Source organism: Maridesulfovibrio salexigens DSM 2638, assembly GCF_000023445.1.
GTDB classification, from domain to species: domain Bacteria; phylum Desulfobacterota; class Desulfovibrionia; order Desulfovibrionales; family Desulfovibrionaceae; genus Maridesulfovibrio; species Maridesulfovibrio salexigens.
The window spans coordinates 3,179,830-3,192,708 of sequence record NC_012881.1; the positions used below are offsets into that span (position 1 = coordinate 3,179,830).

Consider the following 12,879-nt stretch of genomic DNA (forward strand, 5'->3'; position numbering starts at 1 on the left):
AAGGACCGGAATTCCGGTCCTTTTTTTTATTCTTACTTCACAGCCTTAATCTTCCAGATATCTTCAGCATATTCCAGCATGGTCCGGTCAGTTGAAAATTTGCCCATGCGAGCAGTATTCAAAATTGCCTTGGCAGCCCAGATTTCCTTTTCAGCATAATCTCTGTCGATTCGTTTCTGAGCTTCACTATATGATTTGAAATCAGCCAGATGCATATACTGCTCATTATCAGTAAGCAGTTTATCGACCAGCCAGCGGAACAGGTCCGGCTCATCGGGCGAAAATCTGTTCTCCAATAGAGCGGTAAAAACCTGCCTTATTTCCGGACTGTGGTTGTATATTTCACGAGGATGATAGCTTCCTTCCCGCAAAGCTTTCTCAACTTCTTCCTGCTTCAGCCCGAAAAGATAAAAATTATCTTGCCCCACCTCTTCCAGCATCTCAATGTTTGCTCCATCGTAAGTTCCGACAGTCAAAGCACCGTTCATGGCGAATTTCATGTTTCCGGTACCGGAAGCCTCGGTTCCGGCAGTTGAAATCTGCTCACTTACATCACAGGCAGGAACAATCTTCTCCGCAAGGGAAACCCGGTAATCAGGCAGAAAAGCAACCTTGAGCAAACCTTCTGCACGCGGATCATTATTGATCACTTTTGCAACAGAATGAATCAGCTTTATAATCTGCTTGGCCTCCCAGTAACCGGGGGCTGCCTTTCCTGCAAAAAGAAAAGCCCTGGAACAGGACGGTTCTACATCATTATCCACCAATTCAAGATAAAGATGAATTACGTGCAGAACATTCAACAGCTGGCGCTTATACTCATGAATACGCTTGGCTTGAATATCGAAAATGGAATCCGGCGGGATATTAATGTCCAAGGTGGAATTTATAAAATTGCCCAGCTTGATCTTATTTGTCCGCTTAGCCTCCATGAACCGTGCACGGAACTCACTGTCATTGATGTGCTCTTCCAGCTTATGCAACTCATTTAAATCAGTGATCCACCCCTTACCTAGAGTATCGGTAAGCAGCGCTGCAAGAGCAGGATTGGCCTTAAGCATCCAACGGCGCGGGGTTACTCCATTGGTCTTGTTGTTGAACTTTTGCGGGGCAAATTCATAAAAATCAGGAAACAAACGGGTCTTAACCAACTCAGAATGCAACTCGGAAACCCCGTTAACAGAATGGGAACCGACCACGGCAAGGTTAGCCATGCGCACTTTCTTGGTACCGTCTTCACAGATAAGGGACATGCGCCTCAATTTTTCATTGTCAGCCGGATACTTGCTCTCAACCTTTTTCAAAAAACGACTGTTAATTTCGTAAATGATTTGCAAATGACGCGGCAAAACCTTTTCAATCAAGGAAACCGACCACAACTCAAGTGCTTCCGGGAGCAAAGTATGATTGGTGTATGCGCAGGTAGCGCGGGTAATTTCCCAAGCTTTATCCCATTCAATGCGTCTTTCATCCACAAGATAGCGCATCAACTCCACAACGGTCAGGGCCGGATGGGTATCGTTAAGCTGAATGGCAACATAATCAGCAAACTCTTCAAAATTCTTGTTCTGGGCAAGGAATCGGCGGGTAATATCGCGCAATCCGCAAGCCACGAGAAAATATTCCTGCACCAGCCGCAACTCTTTACCGAAAGAAACAGATTCCGTTGGGTAAAGAACCTTGGAAACCATTTCTGATTCTATCTTACGTTGCACGGCCCTGATGTAGTCACCATGATTGAAGATATCCATGTCGAAATTTTCAGAGGCTCTGGCCGCAAACAATCGCAGGTAATTTACAGTCTTTCCGCCATAGCCGACCACGGGAATGTCATAAGGGACTCCGATAATATCATCCCAATCCACCCACATAGGCAGGTAGTCTCCGCTGGGGGTAGCCGCACTTTCAACCCTTCCGTAAAGTGGAACAATTACCGACTGGTCCGGGCGGGCAACCTGCAAAGGCATCCCTTCCTTCATCCAGTAATCCGCAAGTTCCTTTTGATATCCATTATGGATGGACTGCCGAAACAGACCATACTCATAGTGAATCCCATACCCGCAACCGGGCAGATCAAGAGTCGCCAGAGAATCGAGGAAACAGGCAGCCAGTCTTCCCAAGCCCCCGTTACCGAGAGCGGGATCACGCTCACTGGCCCGGACTTCGTCCAGATCGTAGCCAAGGTCCTTGAAAATATCCTCACAGAGATCAAGAATTTCCATATTACATAAGTTGTTACCGAGGCAGCGTCCCAGCAAATACTCAATGGAAAAGTAATACATCCGTTTTGCTTTTACCCGCCGATAGCGGTCACGAGTTTCGATCATCCTTTCCACCAGCCTGTCGCGCAAGGCTAAGGCAAGGGCCTTGCCTGCATCCCATTCACTGGCATCCTTAACTTCTTTACTCAAAGAATATATTACATGATTCCTGATATCCTCGGTAAGACTAACGCGATCATTCTTCTTCCGGACCTTGAAATTGCTTCTTTTCATGACTCCTCCTAACGGCTACGGGGATTAGTTTTAAAGTAACAGCTTGGAAGGTCTAAATCCACTTTAAATATAAGCATTCAGGAAAAGCTTAGTATTTCTTTGGACAATTATGGCGCGCTTTCACACAAGATGCTATAAGCACAGTAATCAAAACTAAATTTCTAATACCGATTTCTGAACGTATTCCAGTGCAGGAGAGGGCAAAATGAAATCTTCAAACAGCAAAGAAGAATTAGAAAGACTACTCAAAGAAGCAGAAAAGGTTATTCAGCAAATTATTGACAGCGGAGTTGCCGAAGAGACCATTGTTGACCAGATTAAAAGATTCCGGGCTGGCTTTCCAAGTACCCCGCTATTAAGGCCCTGCACTCCCGGTGACGGCATAAAAATCATTGATGATTCCGAACGCCCTCACCTGTCGGCCCACTTCAAAAAAGCAGCTCAAGAAGGCCGGGTAACTAAATTTGTTCCGGCTTCAGGAGCAGCTACACGTATGTTTAAATCCCTTCTGGCTGTCTACAACTCTGCTGAAATAGAAAACCTTGAAGGCAATAACGACAACCTCATCTTCTGCCGCACTTTTATTGAAAATCTGCAAAAATTCGCTTTTTATGATGAGTTAAAAAAAATCATGGAAGACAATGGAATTGATCTTAGAAATTCCTGCCGAAACATGGATTTCAAAACCATCCTGCATTATGTGCTCAGCCCGGAGGGACTTAACTTCGGCAACCTGCCTAAGGGCCTGATTCCATTTCACAGCTACCCTGAACATTCGCGCACTCCTTTTGCAGAGCATATTGTTGAGTCCATGGAATATGCCAAAGATGGAAAAAACAAAGTGCGAGCCCATTTCACGGTATCGCCAGAACACAGAAAAAGAATTATGGAACACGTCTCACAAACCGTAGAGAGGTACCCGGAGACAGAATTTCATATTTCATACTCAGAACAACGCAAACAGACCAACACCATTGCCGTTGATCTCAGTGGCGAAGGATTCCGCACAAGTGACGACAGGCTGTTATTTAGACCAGCAGGCCATGGGGCCCTGCTGGTGAATCTTAATGAACTTGGCGGCGACATTGTATTCCTGAAAAATATCGACAACGTAGCTCCGGATCACCTGAAAAAAGACACACTTGAATATAAGCAGATTCTCGGCGGATTGTTGATACAATTACAAGAAGAGATATTTGCACACATTCGCAAGATCAAACAGAGAACAGATAAACTGGATCAAACAGAAAAATTCATAACCGACCGTCTTTCCATCTCACTGCCTGACGATTACAGCAAAATGAGAGAAGGCGAGAAATCAACATGGCTGCTTTCAAAGCTGAATCGCCCGATCAGGGTTTGTGGAATGGTTGAAAATACAGGGGAGCCCGGGGGTGGACCTTTTTGGGTAATCGGTCCGGACGGCATTCCGACTCCTCAGATAGTAGAAAAAAATCAGGTAGACCTGAGCAAACCGGATCAGGCTGACTGTATGTCTAAAGCCACACACTTCAATCCGGTAGATATCATCTGCGGGCTACGCGATTATGAAGGCAAACCATTTAATCTACTTGAAAGGATAGACAGGGATACCGGCTTCATTTCAGTAAAATCAAAAGACGGTAAGGAGTTAAAAGCAATGGAACTGCCCGGACTCTGGAACGGGGCCATGGCTGACTGGATCACCATCTTTGTAGAGGTTCCCTTAAGCACCTTTTCTCCGGTGAAAACAGTTAACGACCTGCTGAAGCCGGAACATCAACCGGCAAGTTGACCGTTTTCCAACCGATAAATTGTATCAGAGACTTCTTCCAGCCAAAGGTGATCATGGCTGACAATAACTAGGGTGGTTCCTTGCTCTTCACGGACAGAAACCGAAGCATCATGGATGAGCTGCGTGGATTCAAAATCAAGGCTGGCAGTGGGCTCATCAAGGAGCAGTACCCGTGGATTCAAAACAAGACGTGCAGCAAGAGCAACTCTCTGCGCCTCCCCGCCGGAAAGCTCAAACCAGTTGCGATGCAAAAATTTATCCGGGTCTAAACCGACCTGAATCAGGGAATCACAAACTCTGTCGTGAACATTATTTTCACCACGAAGTTCAAGGCCGTACGCAACATTTGCTTCAACCGAACGCTTAAGGAGGTACGGCTCCTGAGTAAGCATGGTAACTTCTCGGCGCAGGCTCAAGTCCGGTTCCCGGACCTCATTGCCGTCATAAAAAATTTTACCTGAATCCGGGCTTTCCAGAAAAGAGAGCATACGCATCAGGGTGCTTTTGCCGCTACCATTATGACCGGCTAAGCCGACAATCGCCCCTTCACCAACCGAAAATTCATCAAGGGACAGAACCTGCCGACCATTATAACGCTGGCAGATATTTTCAAGCCTGAACAAATCCGTCATTACTGGCCCGCCCTTTTTCTGACACCGGACATGGAATAGTTAACCGCAAAAGCAATAATCATGAGCACCAGACCAAGAGCTATACCCATAGCAAACTCCCCCTTGCCTGTTTCAAGGGCAATGGCAGTGGTAATGGTCCGGGTATGCCACTTGATATTTCCGCCGACCATCATGGAAATGCCGATCTCGGAAACAATACGTCCGTAAGCGGCTGCAGCGGCAAGGATGAGGCTGTAACGGGCCTCCCAAAGGATGGTCCGCAAAATCTGTCCATGTGAAGCACCAAGGGTAAGCAAAGTCTGCTTTAGACGCAGGTCGAGGTTTTCCACCGCCGTGGCCATCATAGCAATGACAATAGGTAATCCGAGCATCGTCTGCCCCACAGCAATACCCGGGATGGTGAATAGAAGCTCTATTTCTCCCATAGGCCCTCTGCGGGAAAGCATCGCGTAAACGAGCAATCCTATGACAACAGTAGGGAAGGAAAGCATGGTATCGGCAATAAGACGCAAGCATCTCTTGCCGGGAAATTCATGGTAGCCGAGCATAAAGCCTAACGGAGCACCAATGATCAGAGTTGCACTGATGGAAATGGTAGTCACGCAGACAGTGGTGTAAATGGCGGAATATGTTTCCGGGTCAGCGGAAAAGAGCAGTACAAATGCCTGCCAGAAGCCGTTAAAAATAAAGTCCATGTACTATTAATCCCTCCCTTTCACATAAATTCTATTAATACCAAACGGCCTTACAGAGAACAAGAACGAAACAGACTATAACAAGGGGAGGGAAATGAGTGGAACTCCATAGGAGCTCCACTCAGGAATCATGATCTATTTAGCGTTGGGAATGAAGAGTTTTTTACCGAGCAGCTTGAAGTCGCCGATAGCTTTCTGAGTGCTGGGGGAAGCCATCCACTCGGAGAACTTGGTTGCCAGTTCGTACTTTGCGTTCTTGCAGTTGGCGGGGTTAACAGCCAGGACACTGTACTGGTTGAAGAGAGACTTATCGCCTTCCACCAGAACTTTCAGTTCGGGGGAACCGTTCTTGTTTGCGCTGTATTTAATGTAGGTGCCGCGGTCGGTCATGATGTATGCATCTCGCTCTTCAGCAACGGTGATACTTTTGATCATGCCCTGACCGGTCTGGATGTACCATTCTGCTTTATCGGGAACAGCCATACCTGCAACTTTCCAAAGGGAAATTTCTTTTTTGTTGGTACCGGAGTTGTCGCCACGGCTGACGAAAGCAGCTTTTGCATCTGCAACAGCTTTCATTGCCTGCACAACAGGAAGGCCTTTAATGCCTGCGGGATCGGAATCGGGACCGATAATTACGAAGTCGTTGTACATTACTTCGCGGCGATCTTTGAGAGCACCCATATCAACATTTTTTTTTTCAGCAGCGGGAGCGTGAACCATAAGAACATCTACGTCGCAGTTCTGGCCCATTTTGAGAGCTTTACCGGTACCTACAGCAGTCCATTTCAGCTCGATGCCGGTTTCCTTTTGAAACTTGGGTGCAAGTTCATCAAGCAGACCGGTGTTATCTGTGCTGGTGGTGGTAGCCATCATCAGCGTTTCAGCTTTTACCAGTCCCGGAGCAACGAGCAGGGAAACGAGAGCGAAAGTAAGCAGCAATACTTTAAGTTTTTTCATTTTTCCTCCAAAAAGAACTCTGTTTAAAAATTCGTAAATTCCAGATCATCCGCAATATTGAAATCACGCCTGATAATAAGCGTGAATAGTGTATTTCTAGACCAGAAAGAACGCTCTATGTCAATATGAGCACAATTATACTCTTAGTCTTAACCTGATTTTGCACCAAAAGTGTGTAGAAACAGACGCAGAAATTAAGATCTTGCCCGCAATGCCTGTTACCCCTATGCTGTTTAAAATATATCAGGCGGAGCATGATGAAAGAAAGTTTCAGCTATACAGTAAAAGAATATTGCGGTGGTGAATTCAAGGATAAAGAGATCAGCAGCATCCTTGAAGTACCTTTGACCATCAACCTTAACGGCCGCGAAGTGGTTACCCTGCTGACCACGGCCCGCTACCCGGATTATCTGGCTGTGGGTTTTCTAAAATCCGACGCTTATATTTCCACTCGCGACCAGATAACCGACCTGAAAATCACAGAACATGATGACCGTATCATTGCGGACATCAGCACCAGCCATGATCCTTGGAAAGGCCGGGTTCTCGAATATTCCATCACTTCCGGCTGCGGTAAGGGCACCAACTTCGGACGCAATGTTTCCACCATCTCCAAACGTACCATCACGTCGGAGCTGACCGTAACCCCGGACCAAATCCTGACCCACGCCAATGAACTGCATTCGCGTTCCACCCTTTATAACAAAACCCGCGGCTGCCATAATTCATCCCTCTGCACCCCGGAAGAAATGCTCTACTTCCGTGAGGATATCGGCCGCCACAACGCCATCGACATGATTGTCGGCCAGTGCTTTCTTGAAAATGTACCCACTGACGGAAAAATGATTGTCTCCACCGGACGCGTAGCATCGGAAATCCTGCTCAAAGCGGTACGCATCGGAGTCCCCATACTCGCTTCCACTGCCGTGGCTACCAGTTTTTCCGTGGAGCTAGCCCGCAAAATAGGCATCACCCTTGTCGGAAACATCAGCAAAACAGGATTCTGGGTTTACAACGATCAGGGCAGAATCAAAGGGTTGTAATTTTTCCACACACTTAAATTATACCATTTTAGCCATAATATTTTTCCCAAATAATCGATTAGACTTTGTGCCAAAACGCGATTAATTAACACTCTTATGCAGGTGCCACTATTAAGGCATATGCTTTTTTTAACAGGAATGAAACAATCCCGGCCGACCCTACAGCCGGGTTCCCCTTAAGGAGTGTTTTTTATAATGAATTTTGATTACAGCAGTGCGAAAGAACAGCTGGATAAAAAAGTATCCGAGCTGCGGGAAAAGCCTTTCCTTCCGGAAGAGCTTGTTAATTTAATTTCAAATGTTGCCGCAATCCAGCTGGAAGCGCAGCAGCACTCCGCCCCGACCATTCCGACGGACCTCGCTCCTGAAGATGCCAACCTGCAGGGACGCCCTCTGCTTGCCCGTGAAAATTTCACTTATGACTATGAACAGGCATGCAAGCTTGTTGATGAACTGGCTGAACTGGTAGGTAAGGAAGAAGGTCCTATTGCCGAAGCAACTACAATGATCACTGCATCCATCAAGTCCGGTGAGCTGGACCTGAAGCAGGCTTTCAAGGCTTACCTTGAAACCGATGATGATTTCTTCATGGGCTGGGCGGAAAAAATGCCCGAGGCACCGCGCACCCTCAGCTTTCTCGTCCAGTCTGCGCTGACTCCTTCCATTAAGGCAGTTGCTGCCGCACTGGAAGAAAAGCTGCCCCATCAACCGGCAGACACCTCTGAACGTGCCGACAGTGCCGAACTTGATTTTGAACTTGAGCAGCCCGCACCACGCAGCCACGGACACTGTCCCATCTGCGGGTCCGTGCCCTTCATGCACACCCTGCATCACCAGCAGGGATTCCGCTACGCCAACTGTTCCTTCTGCCATACCGAGTACCGTGTTCGCCGCATGGCCTGTGCATACTGCGATAACACCAATGCGGACAGCCTTAAATTTTTCACCGTGGAAGAAGCACCGGGCTACCGTGTAGATGTCTGTGATTCCTGTAAAACCTATATGAAAACCGCAGACTTCAGGGAAGTGAATAAAGTTTCCGTCCCCGCACTCAATGACCTTGAATCCCTGCCGCTGGATTTTGTGGCAGTGGAGGAAGGATACAACCGGGGCACCCTCTCCGTCTGGGGATTCTAAAATGGTACTTACCGACAAGATAGGCCGCACGGTAAATTACCTGCGGCTGAGTGTTACTGACCGCTGCAACCTGCGTTGCATGTATTGCGTAACCAAAGACTTCAAGCACATTCCCCACCCGGACATCCTGCGCTATGAAGAGATGCTCCGCCTAGTGGACCTCGCTGCTTCCATGAATATTTCCAAGCTGCGCCTGACCGGGGGAGAACCCTTTGCCCGCAAGGGATTCATGGATTTCATTTCACAAGTTATGGACAGCCACCCGGAAATAGACCTGCGCATAACCACCAACGGAACATTAATCGAGCCTCTGGTGCCTGAACTTAAAAAGATAGGGGTCAGCAGGCTGAACATTTCGCTTGATACCCTCGACCGGGAAACCTTCAAGGAAGTAACCGGACGCGATCATTTAACTGATGTACTGGCAACCATTTCCGCCTGTCTCTCAGCCGGAATCAGGGTTAAGGTCAACGCCGTGGCCATGAAAGGAATCAATGACAGAGAACTTAATTCCTTCATCGACTTTGCACGCGAAAATCCCATCGACATGCGCTTTATCGAATTCATGCCCATGGGCGACGATACCAAATCCGACAGCAGGTTCTGGTCTGCTGATGATATCCTCGAGCAAGGCAGGGAATACGTGAACCTGATCCCGGTAAAACGTACTGCCGAGAACCGCGGCCCTGCGCGCATGTACTCTATCGAAGGAGGTAAAGGGAGACTGGGCTTGATTTCCCCGGTAAGTTCGCATTTCTGCGCTACATGTAACAGGTTGCGCATTACCTCCGACGGTCAGCTGCGCACCTGTCTTTTCTCCGACAAAACATACGGCCTGCGCGATATTTTAAGGAATCCCGAACTGGGTGATGATGCCCTGCGTAAGGTAATTGCTGAGGCAACTGTCGACAAACCGCTGGGTTACCATCTTTTAGAACAAAGATCAGGATGTGAAGGTGTATGCGAAACACAGATGTCATCCATAGGCGGATAAAAGGATCTTCTATGGGAACTGTTTCCGAAAACAGGGATGAACTACTGGCACGTCTGATGTCTTCTGAGGAGGAAGCCAGAAAATTCCTCCTGCACAAAGCTTTGGGAGATCGCAAACCCTTCTGCCCCCGCTGCCGGGAGCACAAGCTCTACAATCTCAACGGTGACCGCTACCGCTGTTCCTCCTGCAAGTACACCTTTCAGGATTTCAGCGGTCGCTGGATCAACAACGGCGGCCTTTCCGCACGCGAATGGGTGCGCCTGATCCAGATGTTCGCCGAGGATCATACCGCACATGCAATTTCACTTGATCTGGAGCTTTCCTATAACGCAACCTACAAGGCCATCACTGCCCTGCGTTTCGCCATCCTAGCGCAGGCGATCGATGCTCAGCAGTTGCTAAGCCCAGAGACCGGGTTGCATAAGCACCTCAAAAACAAAAAGCTGACCGGGGTCCCTTCCAAGAAAACCACCGGAAGCATTCCCGTATTCGGAATAATGGAAAAGAACGGCTGGGTGTTCATCGATTTAATGCAGAACATCACTGCGGAATCGGTGTTCCACTTCAACCACAACTTCCACCTCAAGCTGGTCCGTCACGGAAGTATTATCCACACCGACCGCTACCAGAAGTACGATTCCCTGATCCTCTGCGGAGATGATTCCCTACCGCTGGATTACATCCGAAAATACCCGGATGTCACCCCGCACATAGAAATATCAGGTGGAGAGTTCTGGCAATTCGCACGTCAGCGCTTCAAGCGCTACAAGGGAATATCCCCGCACCGCTTTCCTTTATATCTGAAGGAACTGGAATTTAGATTCAACAATCGCTCGAAAGATTTGTTCGATTTATTGACTAGTTATATTTGTAAGATTGTTCCTGACGTGGATTAGGGATTATTCAGCTATTTTGATTGAGATAAATGGAAACTCCCCCGTCTGCTTGGGTAGGCGGGGGAGTTTTTAGTTAACCATATCTTCTATTCTTTTGATTCAACTTTTTCAGATTCAATAGCAACGACCTTAAGACATGAACGACCTGTTGCTAGATTAATTAGACTCTGACGCAAAATCTGATTTTCTGTATCTACATTATTATAAAACTGCGGCGCATACCCACCACGTTCAATTTGAGAACGCTGAACAGAAAAATTTAAACATTTAGCAAGAGTTTCTATTAAATCATACAAAAGATGTTCCGTCTTACGATTCCACTCTTCGGCATCTTTCAGCCGATATGCATGATCTTCGAGATGTTTTAAATATAAACTCCATGCACTTCTAACGGCTCTATCTCCGCTACTATTTGAGGCAAATTCAAAATCAATCAAATTTAAGGCCTTGACATGATCCAGATGTATTCCAAGCTTCCTTGTCGACATCAAGTCCTTAAAAACCTGCTCACGCCTTTCTTTTTTACTTTTCCTATCTTGCAAATATTGACCAACAATAACAGCAAAAATGGGACCGAGAAGAATAGCAATTAGAGTCAAAACTTCATTCAATGACATTTTTAATCCTCAAAATAGCATTTCTAATTATTTAGTAAGCCAAAATTTATGCAAGAATCTACATCTTATAAGAACTAAGAGTCAATATTGAGACACGCATCAAAAAGCCCCGCACAACCAAGTTGTGCGGGGCTTTCCAATAAAAATATCAAATCAAAATCTTAACCCTTAATAACCTTATCCTTCCCCTGAGCCTTAGACTCATACATAGCCTTATCAGCCCTCACGATCAGAGAATCCAAGGTATCTGCGTCAGTGTACTGGGCAACACCGCAACTGACTGTAACTATCTCCCCGCAATCACTTGAGACAAGGTCCTCATTACACGCATCCGCTACAGCAGTTCTGATCCTCTCAGCAATATCAAACGCAAGGTCAACTTCGCCATCTACAAGCAGGAGGAACTCATCCCCTCCCCAGCGGGCGCAGAAATCTGAATCGCGGATGCAGGAGCGTATGATGGAGGAAATCTTCTTGAGTATACGATCCCCTTCCATATGACCGCATTTGTCATTGACCTCTTTGAAACCATCAACATCTAATAAAATGATAGAAAAGGGACCAGATTTCTTCTTGATGCCGGAAACTGCGGACTCAAAAAAACGTTCAAATGATCGCCGATTTCCTAGGCCGGTCAACTCATCAGAATCAGCCTGCTGTTCCAAGCGCAACTGAAAATGATTGATTACAAGAATGCTCAAAACAACAATGAAAAGAGTAGCTATTCCACCGACTATAATCGTACGCACAAAATTATGCCTTGCAGCATCAAGCAGCACGGTTTCATTCTGCTCAACAATGAGCCACCACTCTAATTCTGGGATATAGCGTGAAGTCAAAAAGATTCGATCGCCGTCGAAATCAAATTCATATGTTGCAGGCTCAGCAGGATTGCTCAAAACCTGAGAGGCAATCGTGCCGTGCCCCGGCATATGCCTTAAATTTATATTTTCGATCAATCCGACTTTATGATGAACCTGTATAAGACCGTTCCCATCGACCAGAAAAATTGTTTTACCGTACTTTTCTGAGAACTTTTTCAATAGTCTGGAAACATTATCCATCTTCAACCCGACACCGGTCACTCCCAGTAACTTACCGTCATCACTGGCCAAACGGTGATTGATGAAAACAGTCAGGATATTGTTAGCGGCTTCATTGGAATCAACATCCAAATCGTGACCCTCGCCACTGCTCACAAAGTCATAATACCAGACGTCGTGGTCATCTTCAGGCGAGATAGTTTTGAGAATTCCACCCGGGTAGTAATATTTACCTGTTTCAGCTGAAACAAAAAAAGCGCTGAAAAATCCATACTTACCCTGAATCTCTCCCAGATATCTCTCAATTTTAGAAATATCACTTTCCCCACCGGCAGCCCAATCCTTAAGAAAGGTATCGTTAGCCATGAGGGAAGACACAAACAAAGGCCGCATCAATACGGTCTGAATTTCGGAATAAATATTATCGCGAGTCAGAGGAAGGGATGAGTTAACTATATCCCTATGAATCTTTTTGCGGGATTCATTATAGTTAAAAAGGCTGATTGAAATAAACGCAGAGACAAGAATCAAGGTCAACACGAGTATTAACTTTACCCGAACAGTCATTTCCCCTCCTAAAAACAAAAATCAAC

Annotated in this window: 11 protein-coding genes; 5 read left to right on the plus strand and 6 right to left on the minus strand. The window is 46.5% G+C overall.

The genetic code is table 11. The annotated features are described in order from the left end of the window. Positions 1-32 precede the first annotated feature (32 nt). Positions 33-2,495: a glycogen/starch/alpha-glucan phosphorylase gene (locus tag DESAL_RS14545; protein ID WP_015852740.1), complete on the minus strand. Its 2,463-nt coding sequence runs from the start codon at positions 2,493-2,495 to the stop codon at positions 33-35. Between the two features lie 205 nt (positions 2,496-2,700). Here DESAL_RS14545 and DESAL_RS14550 point away from each other — a divergent pair, with 205 nt between their 5' ends. Continuing rightward, on the plus strand, positions 2,701-4,269 hold the full coding sequence (locus tag DESAL_RS14550) for a DUF4301 family protein (protein ID WP_015852741.1): 1,569 nt from the start codon (positions 2,701-2,703) through the stop codon (positions 4,267-4,269). Here the strand turns inward: DESAL_RS14550 and DESAL_RS14555 are convergent. The 3 genes from DESAL_RS14555 to DESAL_RS14565 form a co-directional block, all read right to left on the minus strand. Next, the gene (locus DESAL_RS14555; protein WP_015852742.1) at positions 4,254-4,901 is read right to left on the minus strand and encodes an ABC transporter ATP-binding protein; all 648 of its coding nucleotides are present in this window, start codon (positions 4,899-4,901) and stop codon (positions 4,254-4,256) included. The two genes, DESAL_RS14550 and DESAL_RS14555, sit on opposite strands and share 16 nt — an antisense overlap. Then, entirely contained in the window at positions 4,901-5,596 is a 696-nt protein-coding gene (locus DESAL_RS14560; RefSeq protein ID WP_015852743.1) for an ABC transporter permease, read from the minus strand. Before DESAL_RS14560 ends, DESAL_RS14555 begins: the two co-directional genes overlap by 1 nt. Positions 5,597-5,731: 135 nt before the next feature. Beyond that, positions 5,732-6,556, minus strand: a complete 825-nt coding sequence (locus DESAL_RS14565) for an ABC transporter substrate-binding protein (protein ID WP_015852744.1) — start codon at positions 6,554-6,556, stop codon at positions 5,732-5,734. Between the two features lie 254 nt (positions 6,557-6,810). On the opposite strand from DESAL_RS14565, the gene fdhD reads away from it, so the two are divergent. The 4 genes from fdhD to DESAL_RS14585 all read left to right on the plus strand — a co-directional run bounded on the left by fdhD (position 6,811) and on the right by DESAL_RS14585 (position 10,626). Next, on the plus strand, positions 6,811-7,599 hold the full coding sequence (gene fdhD / locus DESAL_RS14570; protein WP_041721916.1) for a formate dehydrogenase accessory sulfurtransferase FdhD: 789 nt from the start codon (positions 6,811-6,813) through the stop codon (positions 7,597-7,599). A 195-nt stretch (positions 7,600-7,794) separates the two neighbouring features. After that, positions 7,795-8,736 (plus strand): formate dehydrogenase accessory protein FdhE, encoded by a 942-nt coding sequence (locus tag DESAL_RS14575; RefSeq protein ID WP_015852746.1) that lies wholly within the window; start codon positions 7,795-7,797, stop codon positions 8,734-8,736. A gap of 1 nt (position 8,737) precedes the next feature. Beyond that, positions 8,738-9,730, plus strand: a complete 993-nt coding sequence (gene moaA, locus DESAL_RS14580) for a GTP 3',8-cyclase MoaA (RefSeq protein ID WP_015852747.1) — start codon at positions 8,738-8,740, stop codon at positions 9,728-9,730. Positions 9,731-9,741: 11 nt separating this feature from the next. Continuing rightward, positions 9,742-10,626 carry a transposase gene (locus DESAL_RS14585; protein WP_015852748.1) on the plus strand — a complete coding sequence of 295 codons (885 nt, stop codon included), beginning with the start codon at positions 9,742-9,744 and terminating at the stop codon, positions 10,624-10,626. A gap of 86 nt (positions 10,627-10,712) precedes the next feature. Here the strand turns inward: DESAL_RS14585 and DESAL_RS19830 are convergent, their stop codons facing one another. Together DESAL_RS19830 and DESAL_RS14595 are read right to left on the minus strand one after the other, a co-directional pair. Continuing rightward, positions 10,713-11,243 (minus strand): DUF6680 family protein, encoded by a 531-nt coding sequence (locus DESAL_RS19830; RefSeq protein WP_015852749.1) that lies wholly within the window; start codon positions 11,241-11,243, stop codon positions 10,713-10,715. A 161-nt stretch (positions 11,244-11,404) separates the two neighbouring features. After that, positions 11,405-12,853, minus strand: a complete 1,449-nt coding sequence (locus DESAL_RS14595) for a sensor domain-containing diguanylate cyclase (protein ID WP_015852750.1) — start codon at positions 12,851-12,853, stop codon at positions 11,405-11,407. Between the last annotated feature and the right edge of the window lie 26 nt (positions 12,854-12,879).

Bases quoted from the DNA above. Each gene is read 5' to 3' on its own strand.
- DESAL_RS14560 (WP_015852743.1), bottom strand. From the start codon at position 5,596: ATGGACTTTATTTTTAACGGCTTCTGGCAGGCATTTGTACTGCTCTTT.
- DESAL_RS14585 (WP_015852748.1), top strand. From the start codon at position 9,742: ATGGGAACTGTTTCCGAAAACAGGGATGAACTACTGGCACGTCTGATG.
- DESAL_RS14545 (WP_015852740.1), bottom strand. From the start codon at position 2,495: ATGAAAAGAAGCAATTTCAAGGTCCGGAAGAAGAATGATCGCGTTAGT.
- DESAL_RS19830 (WP_015852749.1), bottom strand. From the start codon at position 11,243: ATGTCATTGAATGAAGTTTTGACTCTAATTGCTATTCTTCTCGGTCCC.
- DESAL_RS14555 (WP_015852742.1), bottom strand. From the start codon at position 4,901: ATGACGGATTTGTTCAGGCTTGAAAATATCTGCCAGCGTTATAATGGT.
- moaA (WP_015852747.1), top strand. From the start codon at position 8,738: ATGGTACTTACCGACAAGATAGGCCGCACGGTAAATTACCTGCGGCTG.
- DESAL_RS14595 (WP_015852750.1), bottom strand. From the start codon at position 12,853: ATGACTGTTCGGGTAAAGTTAATACTCGTGTTGACCTTGATTCTTGTC.
- fdhD (WP_041721916.1), top strand. From the start codon at position 6,811: ATGATGAAAGAAAGTTTCAGCTATACAGTAAAAGAATATTGCGGTGGT.
- DESAL_RS14575 (WP_015852746.1), top strand. From the start codon at position 7,795: ATGAATTTTGATTACAGCAGTGCGAAAGAACAGCTGGATAAAAAAGTA.
- DESAL_RS14550 (WP_015852741.1), top strand. From the start codon at position 2,701: ATGAAATCTTCAAACAGCAAAGAAGAATTAGAAAGACTACTCAAAGAA.
- DESAL_RS14565 (WP_015852744.1), bottom strand. From the start codon at position 6,556: ATGAAAAAACTTAAAGTATTGCTGCTTACTTTCGCTCTCGTTTCCCTG.